The sequence below is a fragment of the Synechococcus sp. R70.1 genome, assembly GCF_047461675.1.
Taxonomy (GTDB): Bacteria; Cyanobacteriota; Cyanobacteriia; order Thermostichales; family Thermostichaceae; genus Thermostichus.
Map to the genome: position 1 here is coordinate 1 of NZ_JANSHR010000049.1, position 23,628 is coordinate 23,628.

Here is a 23,628-nt window from a genome sequence, read left to right on the forward strand (position 1 = left end):
GTGCGAAGATGGACAACCTAACCTTAATCCAACCGTTAAGTTCTGTCAACTCTCCTGAAAGAAGCCATGTCGCTTGCCCGCTGGATTCTAGGGATCCACACCACCACGCCCCTTTTGGGCCTAGCCCTACTGCCGCTGGAAGGAAAGGAGAGGGAAGTCCGCAGCCAAAGTTGGTGGCTAGATCGCCAGATGGCAGCGCGGCTGCACCCGTGCCTAAAGGAGTTCTTGGCTGGCCAAGACTGGTCCCAGGTGGCGGGGATCGCTGTCGCCGTCGGGCCAGGGAGTTTTACCGGTAGCCGTTTGGGGGTGAGCGTGGCGCGGCTGGTGGGGCAGCAGCTGGGCATTCCCGTGTTTGGCTACTCGTCCTTGGCTGTTATTGCCCGCCAGGTGTGGCAGGAGCAGGGATCCCCACTCCAGCCCCTGACGGTGGCGGTGCACATGGATGCCAAGCGGGGGGAGCGGTATGGCGGCGTGTACCGGGTAGGCCCAGACCAGGTAGTGGCTGAAGTGGCCGATCAACTCTGGGAGGCGGTGGCTTGGCAGGCCCTTCTCCGCCAGTGGCCGCAGGCGCTAGCGGTCGATGCCGCCGATTGGGTAGAGCCGGTGCCTGTGCTGGCGCTGGCAGAGCTTGCCCGTGCTGACTTTCTTGCAGGCCTGCGCCCTCCCTGGCAGGAGGTGTTGCCTAAGTACGGACGGCAGCCGCCCATTGATCTCAGCGGGGTGAATCGGAGTACCCCCCAGGCGCGGTAAGATTGGGAAGGCTAGGCCACAGACCCCGTGCTGACATGATCTCAAGCAACGACTTGCGCCCCGGCGTCTCTGTAGAGATTGATGGCGCTCCCTACAAAGTCATCGAGTTTCTCCACGTCAAGCCAGGCAAAGGGGCGGCCTTTGTGCGCACCAAGCTCAAAAACATGCAGACCGGCAACGTTGTCGAGAAAACCTTCCGCGCCGGCGAAATGCTGCCTGCTGCCACCATCGAAAAGGTGAACATGCAGTATCTCTATGCGGAAGGAGATAACCTCGTGTTCATGGACATGGAGACCTACGAGCAGGCTGTGCTCAGTACCGCCCAGGTGGGCTCTGCCGTGAAATACCTGAAGGAAAATATGGAAGTGTCTGTTTTGCGCTGGAAGGGGCAGGTGATCGACGTGGAGCTGCCCACCAGTGTTGTCCTGGAAGTGGTGGAGACGGACCCGGGCGTAAGGGGAGACACAGCTACAGGGGGGACTAAGCCTGCCAAGCTAGAAACCGGCGCCGAGATCCAGGTGCCTTTGTTTATCAAAGTGGGAGAGCGGGTTCGAGTCGATACTCGCACGGACACCTACCTAGGCCGCGAGTGATGGCTCTTCCCCGTCGCTAGGTTGCTGTTGTGGACAGGTGACTTCCCTTGGATGTCATTAATTGGCAGGAAATTCGCCTTCTGCTGGCCGCTCTGCAAGAGAGCGATGTTAGCGAGTTAACTCTAGAGTGCAAGGATTTCCGCCTTACTCTGCGCAAAGGAATCTCTGCTGCTCAGCTTTCCACCACCACTGCTCCCTCCCTTACTGCTTCGCCCCCTTCTGCTCCTGCCGAGACTCCTCCTCCTGTGCCTGCCCCCAAATCTCCACCGAGCCACTGGGTGGAGGTAGTGTCACCCATGGTGGGAACCTTCTACAGCGCTCCTGCTCCTGGAGAAGCGGACTTTGTCCAAGTAGGTCAACGGGTAAACAAAGGCCAAACCCTGTGCATTATCGAGGCCATGAAGGTGATGAACGAGATAGAAGCAGAAACAGCAGGTGTGGTAAGGGAGATTTTGGTGAGCAACGGCCAGCCGGTGGAATTTGGCCAAGTTTTAATGCGGCTGGATCCCACCGGCTAACAGCGAAACTGGGGCAGAGATGAGGCTTTGCCCCCCGGAGGGATCCCTTGGTAGCTTTGCCCGGGATTAGGGTACTCTGCCATGCTTCAGCCCACGGCCCCCGAGACAGTTGAGGGGGTAAAGGTTCTGCCCCCCCAGCACATTGTCGGCCAGGAGCTGGCGGCGCAGCTGCTCGCGGCGGCCCTAGAGAAAGGGCGGGTGACCTCAAGCTACTGCTTCCTAGGGCCAGAAGGGGTGGGGCGGCGCCTGATGGCCCGCTGGTTTGCTCAAGCTCTCCTGTGCGAGTCCAGCACCAGGATCCCCTGCGGCCAGTGCCTTAGCTGCCATTGGCTGCTGGCGGGCACCCACCCCGATCTCCACTGGGTCAGCCCCACCTATCTCCATCAGGGTCGCCTAATCCCAGCAGATGCCCCCGAGGCGCAAGCTCTGCAGCGGCGCTCCCCGCCGCAAATTCGCCTGGAACAGGTGCAGGAAGTGTCGCGCTTCTGTGCCCGTAGGCCAATGCGCGCCCGCCGTTCGCTGGTGGTGCTGGAGGGAGCGGAAACCCTAGCCGAAAGTGCAGCCAATGCCCTGCTGAAAACCCTGGAGGAGCCGGGGCCGGCCCACATCGTTCTCATCGCACCCCAGGCGGCCTCCCTGCTGCCGACGCTGTTGTCCCGCTGCCAGACGGTGCCTTTCCGCCGCCTCAGCTCGGCCGAGACGGAGCAAGTGTTGGCTGCTTTGGGCTGCCCGGAGCTGCCGGGGATCCCTCGCTCGGCTCTCATTGCCCTGGCCCAAGGCAGCCCTGGACGGGCGCTGGCCGCCCATCAGCATCTGCAGAGCCTTCCGCCGTCGCTGCTACAGGATCTAAGGCGCTGGCCCCCCTCGCTGCGAGAGGCGCTGGAGCTAGCTAGGGCAGTAGCTGCTCTCGATTTGCCGGCGCAGCTGTGGCTGATTGACTATCTGCAGCAGCATTTCTGGGCGCAGGGATCCCGCCAGGCCATTTGGCAGTTGGAGCAAATTCGCCGCCAGCTTTTGCACTTTGTGCAGCCGCGCCTTGCTTGGGAGGTCAACCTGGCTAGCCTAAGCCGCAGGGCTGTCGCGAAGGGGGACTAGAAGAAAGCCCTGTGGCAAAGTGAAAAGGAGCGTTCAAGACCTGCCTATGCCTGCCTGGCTTTTGGCTTTCCTTGCGGCCCTTGGAGGCTACTTGCTGGGATCCATCCCCACCGGCTACTGGGTGGGCCGCTGGTGGGGCGGGATCGACCTCCGCCAAGCGGGCTCCGGCTCGACGGGGGCAACCAACGTGTTGCGGACGCTGGGCAAAGGGCCGGCGCTGCTGGTGCTGCTGGTGGATGCCGCCAAGGGGGCTGCAGCGGTGGCGCTGGGATTAGCTCTGGGGTCGCCGTGGTGGGTGGCCGTGGCTGCCCTGGGGGCAGTGGTTGGCCACAGCCGCTCCTGCTGGCTGGGCTTCAAGGGCGGCAAGTCGGTGGCCACTAGCCTAGGGATCCTGTTGGCCATGGCTTGGCCAGTGGCCCTGGCTACCTTTGGCGTCTGGCTGGTGGGGATTGCCCTCACCCGCATCGTCTCCTTCAGCTCCCTGCTGGCGGCAGTAGCAGCTCCGCTGCTGATGTGGGCAACGGCTCAGCCCCTGCCCTATAGGGTGTTTGCCCTGGCGGGCGGGATCTATGTAATCGGCGCCCACCGGCGCAACATCGAGCGCCTGCTGGCCGGCTCAGAGCCGCGCCTTGGCCAAAAATGGGCCCAGTCCCCCCACTTCCCCACCTCCTAGAGCCAGATGGAACAGACGACGGTGGTTTTTGTCTACGGCTCCCTGCGGCGGGGCGGCCAGTACCACAGCCTGCTGCAAGGGGCGGAGTTTTTGGGAACAGACAGCCTCAACCACATCGACCTCTACGATCTCGGCCCTTACCCCATGGCGATCCCTGGCCGAAATCGGCTCTACGGCGAGTGCTATCGCATTCCCCTGAGCCTGTTGCCCCGCTTGGACGAGCTGGAAGACCACCCGCGGCTGTACCAGCGGCAGTGGGTGCAACTGGAAAGTGGCACCTCGGCCTGGGTTTACCTGGGCCGGCCCGAGCAGGTGCAGGGGTGCCCCCTCATCCCCAGTGGCTGCTGGCTGCCCCGAGGTTCCTAGAGATCGAAGTGGAGTTTGACACCCCCAACATACTGGGGCAGGAACTCGGCTGGGGGCAAATCCGGATCTCTTGCAGAGGGAGCCGCGGCCTCTACAGGGCTGGCCAGGCGCTCTAGGTAGTAGATGCAATCCCCGCGCCGCCACATGTCGGGCTTGGGCAGGTAAAATAGCCGCCCTACCGGGGATGACCGGGCTCCCTTTTGCCACCAGCTCCCTGCCCGCTGCGGGCGCACCAGTAGCAAAGGCAGGCAGAGATCGGCTTTGATCCGGTAGGCAAACTGATCCCGCAGCCGCTCCAGGGTGGGATCCTCCAACCCTATTTGGGCCGAAAGGGGGTTGAGCAGAGCTAAGCGCGCTGCCGAGCTCGACTCCTGGGCCGAGGCCACGGCAGAGGGGGAGGGCTTCAGGCCCAAATCCGCTAAAGTGGGCAGGGTAATCGAGCGCAGCTCCGCGCGCTTGGCCTCTAGGTAGCCGGCCCAGCGTTGCAGTTGGGCAAAAGAGATCGGCAGGGTGCGGATCCCTTCTAAGATGGGCATCTCGGGCAGCAACACCGTCCAGATGGCAGCGGAAACTGCGAGTTTCACCATCAGCTCGGCAATGGCCCAGTTCATCTGGGGATCCCGCGTCAGAATCAGCAGCGTCTCCGCATGGTCAATATCGGCCTTCAACAGGGCCGACTCGCTCAGCACCACTTCCTGCAGCGATCCCGGCAGCAGCCGGCCAACTTCATCCCCCAGGGCAGAGCCAACCTTGTGGCCGTTGGGCTCAGTTTGGCCAGCGGGCTGGCGCCAACAGGCTGCCGAAGGCAAGGGCAGCACCTCCACGACTTGGTTGAGGGAGCGCAGCAATTCGGCCAAGGGTTCAACCAGCGGGTGATCCCCAAGGATCACGGTGGAACTGCCTTGGTCTAGGCCCAGCCAACGAGCCACCCAGGCGGCGGTTAGCCCCTGCACTGTCACCGTGGCCGAGATGGTTAAAAACACTAGCGCCTTGAGGGCATCTCCCCCAGTGATGCCCCGCTCCGTCAACAAAATGGCAAACAAAGAAGCCACCGAAGCCGCCACAATGCCGCGGGGAGCCAGCCAGGCCACAAACAACTTCTGCCGCCAGTTGAGATCGCTGCCCCAGGTACACAGCCACACGCTTAAGGGGCGGACAACCAGCATCAGGCAGAGCACCGTGGCCAAGGCTCCCCACCCCAAAGCCAATACCGCCTTTAGGGACAGCGTGGAGGTGAGCAAGATAAACAGCACCGAGATGGCCATTACCACCAACTGGCCGTGAAACTGGCGCACGCTCCGCTCGGCAATGGCTGCCTTCTGCCGCACCACTAGGCCTGCCATCACTACCGCCATCAGCCCTGCCTCTGAGCGCAGCGACTGAGCCAGGGCAAATACCCCCAGCGCCCCCGCCAGCACCACCGAGTTGCGCAGCTCCTCCGTCAAAAATTGCCGCGACCAGAGCAGAAAGGATCCCATCAGCCAGCCCCCCAGCGCCCCCACCGCTGACCCAATGGCCAAGCGGCTAGATAGCTGCTCCAGGGCCATCAAGAAACTGGGGTGGCCGGAAAGCACTACCTGCAGCACCACCACTGCCAAGATGGCCCCCACCGGATCGATGAGCACCCCTTCCCCTTCCAAGAGGGTGCTGACGGCGGGATCGACGCGTACCCGCTTGAGGATGGGGTTAACTACAGTTGGCCCCGTCACCACCACCAGGGATCCAAACAGAAAGGCTAGGGGCCAGGGGAACTCTCCCAAATAGTGGGCCGCCAGTGCCCCCCCTCCCAAGGTCAAAAGCGATCCCAGCAATACCAGATTGCGCAGGCTGCCGGAGACCTGGTTGAGGCGTTGTAGCCGCAGGTTCAGCCCTCCCTCGAACAGGATCAGGGCCACTGCTAGCGACACCAGCGCCTCCAGACCGGATCCCATGATCTGGGGGCGAACCCAGCCCAAGCCATCTGGCCCCAGCAGCACCCCAAACAGCAGCAGGAAGACAATGCTGGGCACCTTGACAAAGTTAGCCAGGACTTGAGCTGCGATCCCGGCCACCAAGGCCAGCGTAAACAGGATCGTCAGCTCAAAAGAGCTTTCCATGCCGAGGCTCAACCTCCCTCCGTGAGAACTCTGCCCCAGCAGCTCTCTCCTGTTCAGTAGGGTTGCCCCTCAAAGCTGCCATGAGAGACTAGAAACACCTGCAGAGAACTCCACCCCGGGACAGACAGGAGAAAGCATCCTTTTGCCGAGGGCAGATGCTCCCTGAGCCCAGGGTAGCTCAGGCCGAAGTGAACCCCCCTGGCTAATCCGGCTGCCCCTTTGCAGAAGGGTCGAGTTCGGCTGCTGCCAGCGGCTTAACTCGGCGAATGGGTAAGTTAGCAATGAGGGCCGTTGTGCTCCCCTCCACGGTCAAGTGGAATTGCATCCCCTCCGAGTCCAGCTCCACATAGCGGGAGACCACCCCCAAAATTTCCAGCCGCATCGATTCCAGGGCTGCCGGACTGAGATTGGCGCGGTCGTGGGCCAAGATGAATTTCAGGCGCTGCTTGGCCTGCTCGCGGCTGCCGCCGGGGGAGCGGGGGAAAAGCTGATCCAAAAACTCGAGGAGCATGGGCTTTATTCTAGTCTCGTTGAAAGAGAGCTAAGGGCTGCTGGGCTTCAGAACACCTTTTGGCTTAAAAATCGCCTTGCCTTTTCCCAGAAAGACTCACCCAAGCCGGCCAACTTGGGGAACTCCACCACCTCCCCTTCCAGCCGTCGGGCAATGCGCTGAATGGCCTGGGCAGCCGGAGAGGGACGGGCAGCCAAAACCATGGGTTCTCCCTTGTTGGTGGAGACAATCACCTCTCGGTCTTCCGGAATCATACCCACCAAAGGGATGGCCAGCACCTCCACCACATCTTCCACGGCCATCATCTGGCCAGCGGTTACCATGTCGGGGCGCAGGCGGTTAACAATTAGCTGAATTGAGGAGATCCCCGCCGCTTCCAACAAGCCCACCACCCGGTCTGCATCCCGCACGGCAGCTACTTCGGGCGTAGTCACCAGCAGGGCCTCTGTTGCCCCGGCAATGGCATTGCGAAACCCCTGCTCAATCCCGGCCGGGCAGTCGATCAACACATAGTCGTAGCTACCGGCAAGCTTCTCCATCAACTGCCGCATTTGCTCCGGGTTGACTGCTGTTTTGTTGCGGGTTTGGGCTGCTGGCAACAAGGAGAGATTGGGGGTGCGTTTGTCTTTCACCAACGCTTGTTCAAGGCGACATTCCCCTGCAATGACTTCTAGAGCCGTGTACACTACCCGATTCTCTAGGCCCAGCAGCAGATCCAGGTTGCGCAGGCCAAAGTCGGCATCCACCACCGCTACCGAGCGACCCAAGCGTGCTAAGGCAGTGCCTAAGTTGGCTGTCAGGGTGGTTTTGCCTACTCCTCCCTTCCCAGAGGTTATGACGATAACTCGGCCCATGCTCTTCTCCGCAGAAACTCCTGAAGGCTGGCGATGCAGATGGCACCATCTTGCAAGTAAACCACCTCAGGGGTATTGCAAGGGGAGCCACTTTCTGGGGGGCGGGCCACCTGGTCGGCGATGCGCAATTGGGTGGGCTCCAACTGCAAGGCCAGGATCACTGCACTTCTATCCCCCTCGGCGCCGGCATGCGCCAACCCTCGCAGCCGTCCCCAAACCCAAATGTCGCCGCCCGCAACGATCTCGCCGCCGGGGTTGAGATCTCCCAAGAGGAAGACAGAGCCACGGTGGCGTACGGACATGCCCGAGCGCACGGTTGAACGCAGGTACAGAGGGGCAGTGTCGGGAGGAGGAGAGGGAACCACCTCCAAAAGGGAGGATTGCTCCACCGAATAGCCCAAGGTTGCCGCGGCAATGGCGGTCGTGCGGGATCGGGTTTGGACGCGCCATAGCTGCAGCCGATGCTGCGCCAACAGGACAGCCAGGGCCTGCAGGGTGGGCAGATCCAGCTCTCGCTCCTGGCACCACAGGGTTAGAGGAGCCACCCCCGTCCAGTAGGACTTGCGGCTGCGCAACTGCCAAACGAGCTCCTCCCAGACTTCTTCCCAAGCTAGGGTGGTGGGCAGGTGCAGGTGGATCCCTTGGGCATCGGAGCGAAAGTAGACACTCTCTTTGGCTGCCCCTACCCCGATAGAGGAGGCAGGGGCCTTGGGAAAGGGTGGCGAGTTTCCCACCAGCGACCCCATTCTGCCTGCCCTCCTTCGCCAAGGAATTAGTCGAAGTAGAAGAGCGTAACCACCTTGTGTTGCTCCTCAGCGTGCCTGCAGGCCTCCAAAAGCGTGACGCTGTCGTGGAAGGCAAAACAGATCAATTGCTGGCACTTGCTGATGATTTCCAGATTGCAGAGGCGACTGGCCTCCGCTAGAGGCAGGTGGTCGTTTTCAGGGTGCTCCACCAGATGCAGCACCTGCTCCAAACTGGCCCGCGACTCTGCCGGCTGCCGCTCTAGGCTTTGGGGCAGGATCACCGTCAAGGATTTAATATCTGCCCGCATTGCTCCACGAATTACAGCCAGGTTGGTACCAATAGCCCCGGACGTGAGGATGCGGTTGCCGGTAAGGGCCAAGGCGTAGCTGAGGGTCTCGATGAGGTACTGGTGGGTAATGGGCACATGGCGAGTGCCCAAGATGGCTATCCGCTTTGGCCCCACTTGCTGAATGGCGGCCAGCTCTTGCAAGAACGTATCGACGCTGGTGGGGAGGTCAATGGATTGGGTCAAGGGGATCCCTCGCTAGACAGGATGGGCCAGATTATGCTAGCAGCCTACACCGTTGCTCTGGGATCTAGCTAGAGGGTTGGGCCATCCCTGCTCAAGTTGCTAGACCTACCAGCGCAGCAGCGCTGCTGCTCCCTGAAACTCGTGGAGCAAGCGCTCTTCAGCTTCGCCGCGAACGAACTCCAGTTTAGCGCCAAAATCGCGGCCTAGCACCCACACCAGATCCCGCAGGGGTGCCGGCTGTGGCTCTGGGCAAAGGAGCTGGGCCATCTCCTGGGTTCCTCCCACAAAGCCGTCTGGGCAGCGCCAGATGGTGGCCTCTAGCCTCCAGGGCAGGACAAGGATTTCCACCCGGCCTAGCTGGAGGGCGTCCAGCACCGCATCCAAGCCCCAAGCGCCGGGCTGCTCTCGAATCCGCTCCAACAAAGCCAGCTCTCCTCGGCGCTCAGCGGCCTCCAGGACGGGTACCACTCGGTCGAGGATGTCTTGCGGCGTCGGTGTGTGAAGGTTGGCGGGGTGCCCCACCCGCGCGACGATGCGGTTGCGTAGGCCGCGGTTGAGATAGCCCTCAAAGTGGGACACCTGCCAGGCTTCGCCCATGAGCACCAGCCGCTCAATGCCCAGGCGATCCACTGCCTTATCCAGGGCGGAAGCCAGGCGCAGGTAAAGCTTGTGCATCCAGAGGCTGACCTTGGCCGCCTCCCGCTCCTTGGGGGAAAGCTTGTCGAAGGTGCCACCGCTGCGGGCGCGACGTTCGGCAACGGCATTTTCAATGCGGCCGGCCAGCTCCTGCAGTTCCTGCCATTCCTCGGCGCTGATGTTGGCAAAGATTTCCGTGTCCTCTCGCAGTTCCCCCAAGAAGAGCTCGTAAAAGCGCCACCTGTTACCAGACAGGTGCAACACCCCACCCCGCTCGTATTCATCAAAGGCAAAGAAAAGGGGCGTGAGGTAAGGTTCCCCCCAGCGGGCCTCCACCCGCCCATGGGCCAGATCCACCACCGGCAGCTCCACCTGCAGGTCGATTCGGCGCAGCACTGGCTTGCCGGCGGGATTGCGGCTGGCAAAAAGAACCAGGGTGCGGGCTGAAGGGCGCTCCTGCTCTACTAGAGCAAGGACTTGCTCGCAGAGGGAGTTATCAGGCTTGCTCTCCTCTCTCTCCAGCAGCTCCTTGAGGGTATTCTTGATGCGCCCCACCCAGGCGCGACCCGCATTTTCGGGACGAGCAGGGCTGGTGTCGGCATATATCGAGAGCACGGGCTTGCTGCTGTCGCCAAAGGCAGCTTGCAGATCCTGGATCAGGGTGTTGAGTTCGTCCATGGTCTTGAGAAGGGGCGTCGCTGGGGCTCAAGCCTAGCAGAAATAAGATTAAGGGAAAGCGAGGGATCCGGCCCTAGCTGAAGCCCAGTTGGGCTTGGCCTTGAGGAGAAGCTTCTAGCACAGCCCACGCCCAAAGCCGAGCGGCTGCGCTGCCCTCCAGATCCACTGGCTCCGATTGGTCTGCCGACGGCGGAGCCTCCTGTAGCTCAAGGGCCAAGAGAGTTTTCCCATGGAGGCTGCAGCTTCAGGGCGTGGGGCCCTAGCTGCACCGGACGGCTGGAGGGCGGGTTGCTCTACCTCTTGCAGCCAGTTTCTCCTTGGGACAAGCAGTTGGCCTGGTGCGCCCGGGATCCCATTAGTACCCTTTTGCAGCCAAGTTAGGGGTTTGCAAGGCGGCTTCTACCCGCTGCACCTCGGTTTTGAAGCTGCCCTCTGGCTCCAGCCATAGCTGTCGCAGGGCTGGGGGGATCACCTCCAGAGCAAACTGGGAGCTCTTGGGGAGAAATTGCACGCAGGTGGAGGGACAGGCAAAGTAGTCAACCCCCCGGCGGCGACGGTGCAGCTCCTGATGAACGTGGCCAAAAATCACCAGGCGAACGTGGTCGAACTCGTCCAAAACCCCGAACAGCCGCTCCGGCTGCTGTAGCGCACTTTGATCCAGCCAATCGGAATCCACCGAAAATGGGGGGTGGTGCAGGGCTAGGAGAACATGGTGGTGGTTGGCCCGGCTGCGCTGTAGCTCTTGTCGGAGCCAAAGTAAGGTGCGGTCGGTTAGGTAGCCGCTGTCCCTGCCTGGCACCAGCGAGTTCAGCAAAATAAAGCTCCAGTTCTCGCGACTGAAGCTTTTCTCTGCGTGCAACCGCCCGCCGCGGAGCTCTAGGTTCATAACATGTAGGCGATCGTGGTTCCCCGCCAGCCAATAGGTGTCGATGGGAAGGGTCTGCAAATAGCTTCTAAGACGGGCATAGGCAGCCGCACTGCCATCTTGGGCAAGATCCCCGGTTAGGAGCAACACATCCGGCAAGGGATCCAAACTCACAATGGCCTTTTGCACTGCCAGAAAAGAGGCCTCGGTGTCTACCCCCAACAACCGCTGATGGCTCTTGGCAAATAGATGCAGGTCACTGATTTGAACCACGTAAACCGTCATGGCAGCGGGATTTTTCAGCACCGAAAGGCCTTTGCCGTCTCCAAAGGCAGAGCCCTCTCAAGAGACCCTTAGAGAGCGACCTACCTCCCGGAAAGCAGTCTGCACCTGTGGCCAGCGGGATTCCTGGGTTGAGGCAGTTAGAGTATAGAGGCGATGGTGACGAACGGTTACCGTCACTACCTCGTGGCGAAGCTGGGATCCCAGATTGGTTTGGTACTCAAACAGGTAGTAGGGCTGCCCCTGCCGCTCGAAGGCCTCGGCTGCCAAGAGCTGGGTTGAGCGACCCGATCCCTCAGGGGCAATGATCTTCTTTGCCACCAATTGCCCTACCTCCTCTGGGCCTCCCAGATCCGCAATCGTCTCCCCTTTGTCGAAGGGGGCAACCATCAGGCTGATGTTTTCGGTCTCATAGACTAGGTCGCGCAGGAGCACGGCTAGCCCCTTCCCAGGGCTTAGCTTCACGCTCACCATGCCATTGGGGTAAGCAAAGGCAAAAGCTCCATTGGGATCTCGGTAGACTCGCAGGTTGGGGCTTGCTGAGCAGGCACCAATGATCAAGCTGAGGCAGACCCCCAGCAGCAACAACACCCTAGAAAGCCGCCGACCCAGTAGGCTCAACTGCCCCTCTCCTGCCATGCCGAGATCCTCCGCTTAGGGTTAGCCACCTCCATATCCTACCTAAGATTGGACCGCAGCAGCCTTTTAGCGGGATCCGTTCTGGTAGTGGCGGGAGCGCAGGACCAACACATCGGAAAGCTGGCGCAGCTGATTTTGAAGCTGAGCAAGCTGTTGGGCGTCGCGTACATCAATGCAGAGGTCAATTGAGGCAGTGCGATTGGCAAAGGTTTGCACCTTGGCATTGCGCACATTGATGCCCTGATCGGAAAGGCGGGAGAGAATATCCCGCAGCACGCCAACCCGGTCGATGACCTCTAGACGCAGTTCTACAGGATAAGTCTGGGTGCTTTGCCGCAGTTGCTCCTCGTTCCAGCGCACCGGCACCAGCCGCTCACCCGGAACCTGAGCTACCCGCGGACAATCGCGATGATGAATGGTGATGCCCTTGAAGCGGGTAACCACGCCCAGGATGGGATCCCCTGGGAGCGGGTTGCAGCATTTGGCCAATTGATGTTTCAGGCCCTCCACCCCCAGGATGAGAGACTGGGATCGGCTAGAAGCTCGCCCTCCCTCGCTTCGCGGCAGCAGCAGCTTGGCTTCCGCCAAAGATCCCTCCTCGGGTGGGGGGGAGATGGCTGGCTTGCTGACCTCCTGCAGCCGGTGGATCACCTGCGCGGGGGTTACCTCTCCATAGCCCAGCGCCGCCAGTAAATCGTCCACGCTGCTGTAGTTGAGCTTCTCGGCAACCTTCTGCATCCGCTCGGACTTCAGCAGGGCTTCAAACCCCGTTTTGCCCAGCTCCCGCTCCAGCAACTGCCGACCGCGGGCAATATTTTGCTCACGATTGGAGCGCTTAAACCATTGGCGAATGCGATTGCGCGCCGAGCTGGTGGCTACAAAATTAATCCAGTCTAGACTGGGGTGGGCATTCTTGTGGGTAATAATCTGCACGATGTCGCCATTGCGCAGGCGAGTGTCCAGCGGCACAATCTTGTTGTTTACCCGCGCCCCGGCGCAGTGATCCCCAATTTCTGAGTGGATGCGATAGGCAAAATCAATCGGGCAGGATCCCTGGGGTAAGGCCAGCAGATCTCCCTTGGGGGTGAAGACGTAAACTTCGCTCTCAAACAGGTTCTCGCGAACAGTCTCTAGGTATTCTTTGTCGTCCTTGAGGTCGTTTTGCCACTCCAAGAGTTGCCGCAGCCAGCTAAAGCGCTCTTCCTCAGGCTTTACGGGGGTGCTGCCGGCTTCCTTGTATTTCCAGTGGGCAGCAATGCCGTACTCGGCCACGCGGTGCATTTCTTCGGTGCGGATCTGCACCTCCACGGGTCGCCCCTGCAAACCAATCACGGTTGTGTGCAAAGATTGGTAGCGGTTTGGCTTGGGCAGGCCAATGTAGTCTTTAAAGCGCCCGGGAATGGGACGAAAGCAGTTGTGAACAACTGCCAGCACCCGGTAGCACTCGCTCACGGTCTGCACAATGACCCGCACGGCCAGGAGGTCGTAGATCTCGTGGAATTCCTTGCGCTGCTGCTGCATCTTGCGGTAGATGCCATACAGGTGCTTGGGCCGCCCGCTGATCTCAAAGTGCTCTAGCCCCGCTTGGAGGAGGTTCTTCCGCAGCTCTTCGATAAAAGCTTGGATCTCCGCCTCTCGCTCGCTGCGCTTGGCGTTAACCAACTCTTGGATCTGGCGATAGGCTTCGTAGTCCAGGTACTTAAAGGCCAGGTCTTCCAGTTCCCACTTGAAATGCCAGATCCCCAGCCGGTTGGCCAAGGGGGCAAAGATCTCCATGGTTTCGGCTGCAATCTGCTTTTGCTTGTGGGGCGGCAGATATTGCAGCGTGCGCATGTTGTGCAAGCGATCCGCCAGCTTGACCACGATGACCCGAATGTCTTTGGCCATGGCCACAAACATGCGGCGGAAGTTCTCCGCTTGCTGCTCCGTTTTGCTGGAGAAATTAAACTTAGAAAGCTTGGTTACCCCTTCCACCAGGAGGCGCACTTCGGGTCCAAATTCTGCTTCTAGCGCCTCCAGGGTAACGCCTGCATCCTCAACAACATCGTGCAAGAAGCCAGCCGCTACCGTGACGGCATCCCCCCCCAGCTCCCGCAACAAGCTAGCTACAGCCACCGGGTGGGCGATGTAGGGATCCCCCGACTTCCGCTTTTGGCCCTTGTGCAAGCAGTAGGCAAACTCAAAGGCCCGGCGCAGCAAATCTGCCTCTTGGGGAGTGTAAGCTCTCAGCCCATCGCCGAGATCTTCAGCGCCAGAAAGCAAAGCACGCAGCCATCCTGGCACCTCAAAATCGAGGTTGTTTAGGTCAAAGCCTCCTTCTAAGCTGGCGGCAACAGCAGGCTGACCCATGGGAATCTAGCAAGGAGGATGGTCTACTCCCTGGAGTTTCTTACAGCCTATCCCCAACTTGACTCGTCCGCAGGCAGGTTAAAGGCAAAAAGCGCTGCGAAAAACTTCAGGGAAAAATCTGGCGTAGTGTTAGTATTCTAGTTCCATCCTATCACTCACTCTGCCGCATCTCGTAGCAACATATACAGACAGATGAAGCTAGCCTCTTGCTAGAGGGCTAGAGCTGGGAGGAAGTTGCAAAGCTAGAGGCCCTAGCCACCCCTTGCGGTAGTCGTTGAGGATTTGCCTTGCCGCTCGCTCGGTATCGCCTTGGTAGCGCCGTTGGGCCAGCTCCTGGACTGCCACGCTGCCAGGGGGGATCGGGTCAGGCCAGCCGTAGCGCTGTTGCAAAAGAGCTTGGGCCTGGGGCTGCACCTGCAGCAGTTGATCCACAAAGTAGGCCGCTACGCGCTCGGGGTCGTAGGCGGCAGCGCCAATGTCATCGCAGATGGCTAGCAGCGTGGCTGCCCGCTGATCCGGCAGCGAAGGCGGGAGGATGCCCGGCGAGTCCAGCAAATCCAACTCCCCCCCTAGCCGTACCCACTGCAGTTGCCGGGTTACCCCAGGGCGCGCAGCGCTCTCGACGGCTCGCCGTCCCAAAAGTCGATTCAGCAGGGCCGACTTGCCCACATTGGGAAAACCCACCACCACCGCCCGGACAGCCCGCGGCCGCATGCCCCGCCGCTGCCGCCGCTCGTTGACCGACTGCCCTAGCTGCAAAATAGCCTGCTTGAGGCGACTGACCCCTTGTCCCGATTGGCCGTTGGTGGGATAGACCGGGATCCCTTGCTGCGAGAAATACTCCTGCCAAGCTTTCAGATCCCTTGCCGCAATCGAGTCGGCTCGGTTAAGGGCCAAGAGGCGCGGCTTCTGCCCCAGCCACTTGTCCAGCTCGGGATGGCGGCTGGCCAGCGGGATACGCGCGTCCACCACCTCAATCGCCACATCCACCAGCCGCAGTTGTTCCCGCAACTGGCCAAGGGCCTTAGCTATGTGGCCAGGATACCACTGGATGGTCGGAGAGCTCATGCTGCCAAAACCCTGGCAAACACCAAGGGCGGGATCTACTCTAGCTTGTCCAGCTCGTCTTTCCCACCTGCAGGGCAAGCAACGGCTGGGATCCCTTGCCAAGACAAGCTAGCGTTAAGGAGTGTAACGGCGGAGAAGGGACGATGGTCAAGCGCGTGCGGTTGGATCCCATTGCTCAGGTGTCAGAGGTGGCCACCAACAACAACTTGCTCTCGGTGCTGCTGCAGGAAGAGCTGAATGTGTTGAAAGAGTGCGGCGGGCGCGGTCTCTGCGCCACCTGCCATGTGTACGTGAAAGAAGGGATGGAGTCGCTCTCGCCCATGACCCGTCGGGAGCAGCGCACCCTAGAGGTGATCACTAGCCGCAAGCCCAATTCCCGGCTTGCCTGCCAGGCGCGGGTTCTGGGAGAAGGGGTGGTGGTGGAACTGCCGATAGGAATGTACGCCAATGCCCTCAAGGACATCGAGGTGCTCATTGGGCGGCGGGCCGAGCAGCCCATCTTGCACCCTATCACTGGTGCTGTGTTGGTGCAGGCAGGAAAGCTGATTACCCGTTCGGTGCTGGAGTCGGTGAAGAACCTCGATCTAGACATCCAAGAGGCTTTGGCCCGCAGCAGCCGAGATTTCTAGAGCTCTATGGAACCTGTATTTCTTGGGATCGACCTAGGCACGTCGGGAATGCGGGTGGTGGCCCTTTCAGAAGCGGGGGAGGTGGTGGGCAAAAGCGAGCGCTCCTGGGATCTCCCAGAAACCAACCCGGGCCGCTGGCTGCGCACCCTAAGAACCCTGTTGGGACACCTAAGGGGGCAACTGGGGGATCGCTACACCATTGTTGCCCTTAGTGCCTGCAGCACCTCGGGTACAGTGCTGCCGGTGGATGGTCGCGGCATGCCGCTGGATCAGGCCTGGCTGTATTCCGACCCGCGGGGCCAGGTTCAGGCCAAGCAGTTGGGGATCCCTGCCAGCTGGGGACTTAGCCGCTGGCTGTGGTGGGCAGAAGCCCATCCCGACCGCTACCGGGACAGCTACTTGGCCCATCCGGCGGACTTTCTCCTAAGCCAACTGGGAGGCCGCCGACGGGTAACTGACCACACCCACGCCTTGAAAAGTGGCTTTGACCTAGAAACCTACACCTGGCCGCGGGAGTGGCTATCTCGCCATGGCCTCGACCCCAAGCGTTTCCCTGAGGTGGTGGCGCCGGGAACGGTTTTGGGAACGGTGCGAGCTGAGTGGGAGCTGGGGCCAGAGGTGCTAATTGCCGCCGGGATCACCGATGGCTGCGCCGGGCAACTGGCTGCAGGAGCTACTCGCTTGGGTCAAGTCTCCACCAGCCTGGGCACCACTCTTATCTTCAAGGCCAACAGTGCTGATCCCATACAAACCCCTAGCATCTACTCCCATCTGCACCCCGACCGAAACGGCTGGTGGCCGGGGGCAGCTTCTTTTTGCGGAGGCGGGGTTTTGCCCCACTTCTTCCCTGGCGGCAACTTGGCTGCCTTGGATCAGCAGGCGGAGGCCCATCTGCCCACTGGCTTGGTCAGCTATCCGCTCTGCCGACCTGGCGAGCGTTTTCCCATCCTAGATAGCGAATTTGCCGGCTTCTTGCCCCAGGCGGAAGTAGGATCCCCTCGCTTTTACGCCGCTCTCTTGGAAGGGGTGGCGATGGTGGAGCGGCTGGGACTGGAGACCTTGGCCGCCCATGGGATCCCCCTACTAGAAGGGAGCCCAATTTTTACCACCGGCGGGGGCTGCAAAAGTTCCCTCTGGCTCCGCCTGCGCGCCAGTATCCTTGCCCGTCCCTTGGCAGTGGTCAAACATCCCGACCCGGCTGTAGGAGCGGCCATCCTGGCAGCATCGGCCTATTGGTGCTGCTCAGTGCAGCAGGCTGCCGAGCGCTTGGTGCAGGTGGAACGTCTCATCCAGCCAGATCCAAACTGGGTCAAGGCCTATGCCGAGATCTACTCGGAATTTCGCAGCCGGTATTTCTCCCCCTGAGGGGGAACATTTTTACACACTCCCCGGGGATCTACCTCGGGGGGTTTCGTTTCCTATTTCCAGGAATCCCCCCGAAGGGAAGACCTCGGACATTAAGCGCGGCCCTCGCTTTGCTCAAGCCTTGTTTCCAGTTTCTGGGAGTCACCCCGGACGGGAGAACTTGCCAGTTTGAGATTAAGTGGCACGCTCCTGTCGCGTTTCCAAGTTTCTAGGGCTCCCCCAAAGGGGGAACTCGATTCCGAGGTGGGGCTACCACCTAGACGACGTGGATCATGTTTCCAATTTCTGGGAACCCCCCGAAGGGGGAACAGGACTCCACCCCCCTTAAAGCCAAGCAGGGCAAGGAATACAAGACCCATTTGTGAGGGGGTCGGTCGAAAAGAGCAGAAAGTAGCCTTGGAAAGGGGGGGTAAGAGGCCTGAAGGCCTCGTGGTGCAAGGAATCGAGCGGGTGAACGAAAAAATAGGCTTTTCCGGGACTTTCAAAGGCGCTCGCAAAGCTGGCGATACTATGCTTGCCCTGAAGGATTACGCAGGCTTCTCCTCAAAGTTGCATCAGCCAAAAGCCAGCGAACGACTGAGCCCTGAAATCGCTTTGGATAGCAAGGAAATGGATCCCTTGCGCTTGGCGTTGGCGTTGGGCAAAGCCCTCGGCCTCTGCTCGCAGCTTTTCGTCTTTGAGTTGTGCAAAGAGATAGCAATCGTTGAGGCCAGCCTCGAACAGCAGCCATCCCTCCGCCACAGTCAAGTAGGCAGGCTCCATGCCGCTCATCCAGGCTGCTATAGGAAGAGCCCGCTGCGAGGCGATCACCAAGCCGGGAATGATCGTGTCGGGCGCAAAAGCCTCCCAGTTTACTGGAAACAGCTCGCCAAATTCGATTGGCCAGGTCTCGGCTTCCCGCAGATCCCTAGCCCGCAGCGTCACGAACGCCCAGCGCTCTCCCTGCAACTTGTCCGGCAGGGGGACGGGATCCGGCGGATCCGGCTCCACGGGGGGTTCAGGGCTGTAGGTGAACTGAGTTTCCTGGGGGTAAACCTGCTCTGCCCGTTCCCGCATCCAGGCCTTAAGGGCATAGACGCGACGGCTGGGGAGCATGGGGATCCCGACGGCGTTGCAGGCCCGTTGCAGAATGGAGCTCATGCGGGCTCGGAACACCCGGATGGCCGAGGGGGGCTGGGGAGCCGCTTCCAGATAGCTGCGCAACTGTTGGGCCACCCAGGTGCTATTGACCTCTTGGTTGCTGCAGTACTTGGCCTGGCGAAACTGGCCGCCGGGATCGCACACCAAGAGCTCCCAAACTCGCCGATCCTGGGCATCCCGCAGCGGGACGGCGTTGAAGTCCATCTGCCAGATGGGGCCGCGCACAGGGCCAGAACGAGGGGGTTGAATGGCCAAGGCACTTCTCCCCTTTGCTACGCGCTGCTGGGAGAGGGGTTCGGAAGCTGTTGGTCTGCAGTATCCCCGACCACGGCCCATTCCCGCTCCCCAAAAATGGCGGAAGGGTAGCGGTAGTACTTAAACTCCAGCAGGTTGTAGAAGGGATCCTGCAAAAAGAACGTGCCGTGCTCCAGGGGGGTGCCGACGAAGCGCCAGCGTGGCTCCTGATAAAAAGGCAATCCCCGCACCTGGGCCCGGTCGGCCAGGCTCTGCCACTCTGCTTGGGTGGGAAAGATCAGGCCGAAGTGGCGAGGGTAGATGCCCCGCTGGGGCCTCAGCTCTTCCTGGGTGAGGTGGGCCACCAGTTGATGGCCATAGAGGTTCAAGATGACGGAAACAGGCGTTTCCCGACCAATCTGGCAACCCAAGCCCTCGCCGTAGTAGGTCTTGGTCAAGGCAATGTCGGCAACCGGAAAGGCAAGATGAAAGCGGATGGGTTCCATGGGCTCTCCTGGCAAGCAGCCTGCTCAAGTCGGGATCCCTGCTCTTTATAAGGTAGGCGATTTTGTGCTGAAGGGTGGGATCCCTTCCCCAGCCGACTGTACGCCTTTGCGCAAGAAGCCCAGCCAGGGCGATGTTATAACTGGAGAGCCAACTCAGTGTGGTGAGAGACTGGGGAGCGCAAAGAGGCAATCTTGGCCATGACCAGCACCTGGACTGAGCAGCGCCGCCGCGAGGAGGAAGCGCGCCATTTTTTTTGGATGGTGGCGCTGTCCCTGCTGCTGCATGGGTTGGCGCTGTTGGGCTTGCTCTCCTGGAGTCGGTTTTGGCCGTTTCGCCAGCAAGAACAAAAAGCCATTGAGTTTATCTTGCTGGAGCCAGAAGATCTCGAGCCGCCGGAAGAAGCAGAGCTGGTTTCAGAAGTGGATTCCCGCGATGGGGGCAAGCGGGTAGAAGCCTCTCCTTCGCAAGGCAGTCCACCCCAATCCCGCGCTGCTACCCGTCAGCAAGCCGCTCCGCCGCCTCCGCCTCAGCCCCAGCCGCCACGGCCGCAGCCGCCTGCCCCTGTTCCCCCACCCGCCCCAGCAGAAGTTGCCCTAGCCACTCCTAGACCTACCCCACCTCCTCCACAAACTCCAGTTCCAGCTCCTCCTCGGTCCAGGGCAACGCCAACGGCAGCGCCGCCTCCACCTACCGCAGCCCCCAAACCCACTCCCACTCAGACTCCGCCACCTGTGGCGGCCGCTCCTCCTGCTCCGCCCGCGCAGCCCAGAGAGCGGGCCTCGGATCTCAGCCAATTGCAGCCCCTTGCGCCTGTTCCCCAACCGCCGACAGAGGTTTCCCTTGGCGAGCGGCCCTCCGAGGCTTCTCAGTTGGGACCGCCTATCAGCGCTTCTGCGCCCAGCGATGGAGGCGGGATCCAGGGCAGAGGAGCCAGCGGCTTGGCCAACCCCACCCAGTCGGCTCCCAACCCTCCCAGTGTGGCGGCGCGGGCCAATGTGGATTGGGGCCCCTGGCTAGCAGCTTTGCAGCGCAAGGTGGAACAGAATTGGATCCCAGGCCAGACCGGCACTTCCCGCCGCACCGTGGTGATCTTCACGGTGGGTCGAGGTGGCGAGCTGCAGAGCATTCGCCTGGCCCGCACTTCCGGCAGCCAACAAACCGACGACGCGGCGCTGACGGCAATTCAGCGGGCAGCACCCTTTTTGCCCCTGCCTGAGGCCTATGAGGGCAACTCGGTGACGATCAACTTCACCTTCGACATCAACGTCTTGGGCCAGTTGACGGTGGACGGATCTGCCAACTAGACCCCTGAAGCCAGCTCCAAGAGAGGTACGAGGTTGGGTCTAAAGCTCCCTTCATGAGCCAAACGCCGCTGCAGTGCACCCCCCTGTTCCCCTTGCACCAAGCCTTGGGGGCGCGTTTTGTCTCCTTTGCCGGATGGGAAATGCCGCTGTACTACCAGGGTGTGGTGGCTGAGCATCGGGCGGTGCGGGAGCAGGCGGGGATATTCGACATCTCTCACATGGGCAAGTTCACCCTTTGGGGACCAGAGCTGGGATCCCACCTCAGCCGTCTCGCGCCCAGCGATCTCAGCGCTGTGCGGGTGGGCTCTGCTCGCTACACGGTTTTGCTCAATCCCCTGGGGGGCATTGTGGACGACGTCATCTTCTACCGGCATCCACCGGAAGGAGAGCTGGAGCACTGGAGCCTGATCGTCAACGCGGCCACCTGCCAGAAAGACAGGGAGTGGCTGCAGCAGCAAGGGATCCCTGGCCTAGAACTTCAAGATCGCACGGCGTCCCACGTGTTGCTGGCCGTCCAGGGGCCGGCAGCGGAAGAGGTTTTGCAGCCTTTTCTAGAGGGATCCTTGAAAGCTTTACGCCGATTTCAACATGGGCAGTTTATCCCTAAAGCTCCTCAAAGGGAGAGCTCCGCAGAGGCAAGTGTCTTTGTGGCCCGCACCGGCTACACCGGCGAAGATGGCTTTGAGCTCCTGCTCAGTTCCTCAGACGGCCGCTGGCTCTGGGAGCAACTGGTGCAGGCAGGAGTCCAGCCCTGTGGCCTGGGCTGCCGCGATACGCTGCGGTTGGAGGCTGGCTTTTGCCTCTACGGGCAAGACATAGATGAGAGCACCACTCCCCTGGAAGCCGACCTGGGCTGGTTGGTCAACAACCCGGCAGAGTACCTAGGCAAGGCGGCGCTAGAAAACCAGCGGGCCGAGGGGATCCCTCGTCGTCTGGTGGGATTTCGCATGCTGGATCGAGCCATTCCCCGCAGCGGCTATGCCATCTATGCTCCCAACTCCTCTCAGCCGATTGGCCGGGTAACCAGCGGCACCCACTCTCCCACCTTGGGCTATGGCATTGGCCTGGGGTACGTGGATTCGACTTGGGCCGAGGTGGGATCCCGGCTGGAGATTGAGATTCGGGGCCAGCGCCGGCTTGCCGAGGTGGTGAAAAAGCCCTTTTACCGGAGGCAGGCCCCGGCCTAGTTGGAGGGATTGAGCCGTTTGCCAGTCTTGGGGGTGGAGTATTCCTGCTGCAGCCGCCGCAATTTCCGCAGGGCCCGCCGCTCAATTTGCCGCACCCGCTCCCGCGACAGGCCAATGTGCTCCCCAATCTCGCGCAGCGTCATCCTCTTGGCTCCATCTAGGCCGTAGCGGGCTACGATGACCTGCTGCTCGCGTTCGCTCAGTTGCCTCACAAGGGCGCGGACTTCCTCCCAACGGGCAACCCGAGTGAGATGCTCGACCGGATCGTTGTCTTCGTCGGGGATAAAGTGCTGCAGCTCCGTGCCGTCCTCATCGCCCACACTCACGTTGAGGGAACAGATCTCGGCCATGTGGCGGGTGATCAGCTCGCGGTAGTTGTCGCCAATATCCAGCGAATCGAAAACTTCTTCGGCTGCAGGTCGGGATCCCTTCTGAGCGGATAGCTCGCGGTAGCGCCGCTTCACCTGGGAGACCTTCTCGTACATGTGGGCAGGCAGACGAATGAGGCGCCCTTTGTTTTGGATGCCGCGGTTTACGCTCTGCCGGATCCACCAGGTAGCGTAGGTGGAGAACTTGTACCCTCGCGTGGGATCAAACTTTTCCACGGCGCGGGTGAGGCCGATGGTGCCCTCTTGGATGAGATCCAAAAACGGCAAGCCGCGGTTGCGGTAGCGCTTAGCAATCGATACCACTAGGCGTAGGTTGCACTCCACCATGCGCCTTTTGGCCGCTTCCCCCTCCTGTAGGATCCGCTGCAGCTCTTCCACGGGGATCCCCACCCGTCGGCTCCAGTCCTCGAGCGACTCATCCTGCCGCCGCTGTTCCAGGAGGGCCATCATTCGCTGTACCTGGTAGGCCAGGCGAAGCTCCTCTTCAGGGCTGAGCAACGAGTAGCGACCAATGATTTTCAAGAAACGGCCTACTGCATCTTGCAGGTCAAGACTTTCCGACATATCCAACCCCACACCCTAAACTACGCCCTGTCCGGGCTTTCGCCTCTCCTGTTGCTTTAGGCCTTTCCCCTAGCAGGAGAAGTTGACCGCTCTGCAAGCAGCATCTCCTTCATACCAGAAGAGCAGACTTTCTGTAAAGGTTTTGGCACTCCAAAATTTGAACTTCTGGTAAACGCTTAGTTCAGAAAACTTGCTGAGCCTGTCTCGCTTGGCTCTACATAAAGTGTTTTCGAACTAATCTTTTGGGCGTGCAACTCTACCAGTAGATGTTGCGAAAGATAAACCAACTTCTCTAGCCAAGAGAAAAGCTCATAGAAATAAATGGGAAAAAATAGCTTATATCGGATACTTCCTGAGGGCCAGATTCCTTCGGGCTAAGACAAAAAGTCCAGAAAAATGCTTGAGGATATCTGTATGGGCACGGACATTTGATTGCAGCGATCCGGCACCTGCTTCCGACGGCAGCTAGCCTTAGGGGCTTGCTCAGCAAAATCCTGAAAAAGGCCAGCAGCTACCTCGAGCTTTCAAGTAGCCTCAACCTGAAACCAGCCAAAGCTGGCTCCAGGAAAAGCCATGACTGCGCTATCCCAAGTTTAGAGTATACCGAGGATTCAGGCACTAGATATGGGGTCAGCCCTCAGAGCTGAGCTCCCGCCGCAGCTTATTGCCTAAGTAGGGCTGCGCAGCCCAGGTGGGAAAAGTCGCAGTCCCTGGGGCCGCACCTGCCGCTCCGCCAACGGAATGGGTGTCAGCCGCGGCAAAGGGGTAGCCTCTGGCTGAGATCTGGGCGTGGGTGTTGGGGTCGGTGTGGGCCTGGGCGTTGGCTTAGCCGTGGTCTCTGCTGGAGACGGCGGGGTAGGCTCGGCCGGAATTGCTTCTGGCGTCGGACGACGGCGCGGTTCGGGCGTAGGTGACGACTCTGGTGTAGGTGTGGGTGCCAGCGGTGGAGTTGGGGTCAGCGTAGGGGTAGGGGTGGGTGTCGGAGTGGGAGTGGGAGTAGGTGTCGGAGTCAGAGTGGGCGTCAGAGTCGAGGTGGGAGTCGGTGTTGGACTTAGAG

Annotated in this window: 23 protein-coding genes and 1 pseudogene; 10 read left to right on the plus strand and 14 right to left on the minus strand. The window is 60.7% G+C overall.

The window, feature by feature from the left end:
* The first annotated feature begins 66 nt into the window (after positions 1-66).
* The 6 genes from tsaB to NW807_RS06540 all read left to right on the plus strand — a co-directional run bounded on the left by tsaB (position 67) and on the right by NW807_RS06540 (position 3,995).
* The gene (tsaB, locus tag NW807_RS06515; protein WP_414425613.1) at positions 67-750 is read left to right on the plus strand and encodes a tRNA (adenosine(37)-N6)-threonylcarbamoyltransferase complex dimerization subunit type 1 TsaB; all 684 of its coding nucleotides are present in this window, start codon (positions 67-69) and stop codon (positions 748-750) included.
* A 35-nt stretch (positions 751-785) separates the two neighbouring features.
* Positions 786-1,343, plus strand: a complete 558-nt coding sequence (gene efp, locus NW807_RS06520; RefSeq protein ID WP_414396277.1) for an elongation factor P — start codon at positions 786-788, stop codon at positions 1,341-1,343.
* Positions 1,344-1,390: 47 nt separating this feature from the next.
* Positions 1,391-1,861 carry an acetyl-CoA carboxylase biotin carboxyl carrier protein gene (gene accB / locus NW807_RS06525; RefSeq protein ID WP_414425614.1) on the plus strand — a complete coding sequence of 157 codons (471 nt, stop codon included), beginning with the start codon at positions 1,391-1,393 and terminating at the stop codon, positions 1,859-1,861.
* An 81-nt stretch (positions 1,862-1,942) separates the two neighbouring features.
* Positions 1,943-2,956, plus strand: a complete 1,014-nt coding sequence (gene holB / locus NW807_RS06530; RefSeq protein ID WP_414425615.1) for a DNA polymerase III subunit delta' — start codon at positions 1,943-1,945, stop codon at positions 2,954-2,956.
* A 46-nt stretch (positions 2,957-3,002) separates the two neighbouring features.
* Positions 3,003-3,629: a glycerol-3-phosphate 1-O-acyltransferase PlsY gene (gene plsY / locus NW807_RS06535; protein WP_414425616.1), complete on the plus strand. Its 627-nt coding sequence runs from the start codon at positions 3,003-3,005 to the stop codon at positions 3,627-3,629.
* A 6-nt stretch (positions 3,630-3,635) separates the two neighbouring features.
* Complete coding sequence (locus tag NW807_RS06540) at positions 3,636-3,995, plus strand: gamma-glutamylcyclotransferase (RefSeq protein WP_414396265.1); 360 nt, start codon at positions 3,636-3,638, stop codon at positions 3,993-3,995.
* Here NW807_RS06540 and NW807_RS06545 read toward each other — a convergent pair.
* The 10 genes from NW807_RS06545 to ylqF form a co-directional block, all read right to left on the minus strand.
* Entirely contained in the window at positions 3,992-6,091 is a 2,100-nt protein-coding gene (locus tag NW807_RS06545) for a cation:proton antiporter (protein WP_414404967.1), read from the minus strand. The two genes, NW807_RS06540 and NW807_RS06545, sit on opposite strands and share 4 nt — an antisense overlap.
* A gap of 202 nt (positions 6,092-6,293) precedes the next feature.
* Positions 6,294-6,602 (minus strand): cell division topological specificity factor MinE, encoded by a 309-nt coding sequence (minE, locus tag NW807_RS06550; protein ID WP_414396262.1) that lies wholly within the window; start codon positions 6,600-6,602, stop codon positions 6,294-6,296.
* A 47-nt stretch (positions 6,603-6,649) separates the two neighbouring features.
* Positions 6,650-7,456 (minus strand): septum site-determining protein MinD, encoded by an 807-nt coding sequence (minD, locus tag NW807_RS06555; protein WP_414412471.1) that lies wholly within the window; start codon positions 7,454-7,456, stop codon positions 6,650-6,652.
* Entirely contained in the window at positions 7,435-8,202 is a 768-nt protein-coding gene (gene minC, locus NW807_RS06560) for a septum site-determining protein MinC (protein WP_414425617.1), read from the minus strand. Before minC ends, minD begins: the two co-directional genes overlap by 22 nt.
* A gap of 26 nt (positions 8,203-8,228) precedes the next feature.
* Positions 8,229-8,735 (minus strand): DNA recombination-mediator protein A, encoded by a 507-nt coding sequence (locus NW807_RS06565; protein WP_414396255.1) that lies wholly within the window; start codon positions 8,733-8,735, stop codon positions 8,229-8,231.
* A 105-nt stretch (positions 8,736-8,840) separates the two neighbouring features.
* Positions 8,841-10,049 (minus strand): VLRF1 family aeRF1-type release factor, encoded by a 1,209-nt coding sequence (locus NW807_RS06570; protein WP_414425618.1) that lies wholly within the window; start codon positions 10,047-10,049, stop codon positions 8,841-8,843.
* A gap of 355 nt (positions 10,050-10,404) precedes the next feature.
* Positions 10,405-11,220 carry a 3',5'-cyclic-AMP phosphodiesterase gene (gene cpdA / locus NW807_RS06575; RefSeq protein ID WP_414425619.1) on the minus strand — a complete coding sequence of 272 codons (816 nt, stop codon included), beginning with the start codon at positions 11,218-11,220 and terminating at the stop codon, positions 10,405-10,407.
* 36 nt (positions 11,221-11,256) lie between these two features.
* Positions 11,257-11,835 carry a photosystem II reaction center PsbP gene (gene psbP / locus NW807_RS06580; protein ID WP_414396249.1) on the minus strand — a complete coding sequence of 193 codons (579 nt, stop codon included), beginning with the start codon at positions 11,833-11,835 and terminating at the stop codon, positions 11,257-11,259.
* 66 nt (positions 11,836-11,901) lie between these two features.
* Positions 11,902-14,184: a RelA/SpoT family protein gene (locus NW807_RS06585; RefSeq protein ID WP_414425620.1), complete on the minus strand. Its 2,283-nt coding sequence runs from the start codon at positions 14,182-14,184 to the stop codon at positions 11,902-11,904.
* 198 nt (positions 14,185-14,382) lie between these two features.
* Complete coding sequence (gene ylqF, locus NW807_RS06590) at positions 14,383-15,252, minus strand: ribosome biogenesis GTPase YlqF (RefSeq protein ID WP_414425621.1); 870 nt, start codon at positions 15,250-15,252, stop codon at positions 14,383-14,385.
* Positions 15,253-15,395: 143 nt separating this feature from the next.
* Here ylqF and NW807_RS06595 point away from each other — a divergent pair, with 143 nt between their 5' ends.
* Positions 15,396-15,881, plus strand: a complete 486-nt coding sequence (locus NW807_RS06595; RefSeq protein ID WP_414396241.1) for a 2Fe-2S iron-sulfur cluster-binding protein — start codon at positions 15,396-15,398, stop codon at positions 15,879-15,881.
* Positions 15,882-15,887: 6 nt separating this feature from the next.
* Positions 15,888-17,246: an FGGY-family carbohydrate kinase gene (locus NW807_RS06600; protein ID WP_414425622.1), complete on the plus strand. Its 1,359-nt coding sequence runs from the start codon at positions 15,888-15,890 to the stop codon at positions 17,244-17,246.
* 543 nt (positions 17,247-17,789) lie between these two features.
* On the opposite strand, the gene NW807_RS06605 is transcribed toward NW807_RS06600, so the two are convergent.
* Together NW807_RS06605 and NW807_RS06610 are read right to left on the minus strand one after the other, a co-directional pair.
* Entirely contained in the window at positions 17,790-18,641 is an 852-nt protein-coding gene (locus NW807_RS06605) for a Tab2 family RNA-binding protein (protein ID WP_414425623.1), read from the minus strand.
* A 17-nt stretch (positions 18,642-18,658) separates the two neighbouring features.
* Complete coding sequence (locus NW807_RS06610) at positions 18,659-19,126, minus strand: VOC family protein (protein ID WP_414423355.1); 468 nt, start codon at positions 19,124-19,126, stop codon at positions 18,659-18,661.
* Between the two features lie 198 nt (positions 19,127-19,324).
* Here NW807_RS06610 and NW807_RS06615 point away from each other — a divergent pair, with 198 nt between their 5' ends.
* Both NW807_RS06615 and gcvT read left to right on the plus strand, forming a co-directional pair.
* Positions 19,325-20,431 (plus strand): energy transducer TonB, encoded by a 1,107-nt coding sequence (locus tag NW807_RS06615; RefSeq protein ID WP_414425624.1) that lies wholly within the window; start codon positions 19,325-19,327, stop codon positions 20,429-20,431.
* 53 nt (positions 20,432-20,484) lie between these two features.
* Complete coding sequence (gcvT, locus tag NW807_RS06620) at positions 20,485-21,618, plus strand: glycine cleavage system aminomethyltransferase GcvT (RefSeq protein WP_414425625.1); 1,134 nt, start codon at positions 20,485-20,487, stop codon at positions 21,616-21,618.
* On the opposite strand, the gene NW807_RS06625 is transcribed toward gcvT, so the two are convergent.
* A complete protein-coding gene (locus NW807_RS06625; RefSeq protein ID WP_414409992.1) occupies positions 21,615-22,571 on the minus strand; it encodes a sigma-70 family RNA polymerase sigma factor in 957 nt (318 codons plus the stop codon). The two genes, gcvT and NW807_RS06625, sit on opposite strands and share 4 nt — an antisense overlap.
* Positions 22,572-23,239: 668 nt before the next feature.
* Positions 23,240-23,628, minus strand: a pseudogene (locus NW807_RS06630) (hypothetical protein); the annotation flags it as partial.

What these genes read in the sequence shown, in the direction of transcription:
- tsaB (WP_414425613.1), top strand. Translation starts at nt 67, where the DNA reads ATGTCGCTTGCCCGCTGGATTCTAGGGATCCACACCACCACGCCCCTT.
- efp (WP_414396277.1), top strand. Translation starts at nt 786, where the DNA reads ATGATCTCAAGCAACGACTTGCGCCCCGGCGTCTCTGTAGAGATTGAT.
- holB (WP_414425615.1), top strand. Translation starts at nt 1,943, where the DNA reads ATGCTTCAGCCCACGGCCCCCGAGACAGTTGAGGGGGTAAAGGTTCTG.
- plsY (WP_414425616.1), top strand. Translation starts at nt 3,003, where the DNA reads ATGCCTGCCTGGCTTTTGGCTTTCCTTGCGGCCCTTGGAGGCTACTTG.
- NW807_RS06540 (WP_414396265.1), top strand. Translation starts at nt 3,636, where the DNA reads ATGGAACAGACGACGGTGGTTTTTGTCTACGGCTCCCTGCGGCGGGGC.
- NW807_RS06545 (WP_414404967.1), bottom strand. Translation starts at nt 6,091, where the DNA reads ATGGAAAGCTCTTTTGAGCTGACGATCCTGTTTACGCTGGCCTTGGTG.
- minE (WP_414396262.1), bottom strand. Translation starts at nt 6,602, where the DNA reads ATGCTCCTCGAGTTTTTGGATCAGCTTTTCCCCCGCTCCCCCGGCGGC.
- minD (WP_414412471.1), bottom strand. Translation starts at nt 7,456, where the DNA reads ATGGGCCGAGTTATCGTCATAACCTCTGGGAAGGGAGGAGTAGGCAAA.
- minC (WP_414425617.1), bottom strand. Translation starts at nt 8,202, where the DNA reads ATGGGGTCGCTGGTGGGAAACTCGCCACCCTTTCCCAAGGCCCCTGCC.
- NW807_RS06570 (WP_414425618.1), bottom strand. Translation starts at nt 10,049, where the DNA reads ATGGACGAACTCAACACCCTGATCCAGGATCTGCAAGCTGCCTTTGGC.
- psbP (WP_414396249.1), bottom strand. Translation starts at nt 11,835, where the DNA reads ATGGCAGGAGAGGGGCAGTTGAGCCTACTGGGTCGGCGGCTTTCTAGG.
- NW807_RS06585 (WP_414425620.1), bottom strand. Translation starts at nt 14,184, where the DNA reads ATGGGTCAGCCTGCTGTTGCCGCCAGCTTAGAAGGAGGCTTTGACCTA.
- ylqF (WP_414425621.1), bottom strand. Translation starts at nt 15,252, where the DNA reads ATGAGCTCTCCGACCATCCAGTGGTATCCTGGCCACATAGCTAAGGCC.
- NW807_RS06595 (WP_414396241.1), top strand. Translation starts at nt 15,396, where the DNA reads ATGGTCAAGCGCGTGCGGTTGGATCCCATTGCTCAGGTGTCAGAGGTG.
- NW807_RS06600 (WP_414425622.1), top strand. Translation starts at nt 15,888, where the DNA reads ATGGAACCTGTATTTCTTGGGATCGACCTAGGCACGTCGGGAATGCGG.
- NW807_RS06610 (WP_414423355.1), bottom strand. Translation starts at nt 19,126, where the DNA reads ATGGAACCCATCCGCTTTCATCTTGCCTTTCCGGTTGCCGACATTGCC.
- NW807_RS06615 (WP_414425624.1), top strand. Translation starts at nt 19,325, where the DNA reads ATGACCAGCACCTGGACTGAGCAGCGCCGCCGCGAGGAGGAAGCGCGC.
- gcvT (WP_414425625.1), top strand. Translation starts at nt 20,485, where the DNA reads ATGAGCCAAACGCCGCTGCAGTGCACCCCCCTGTTCCCCTTGCACCAA.
- NW807_RS06625 (WP_414409992.1), bottom strand. Translation starts at nt 22,571, where the DNA reads ATGTCGGAAAGTCTTGACCTGCAAGATGCAGTAGGCCGTTTCTTGAAA.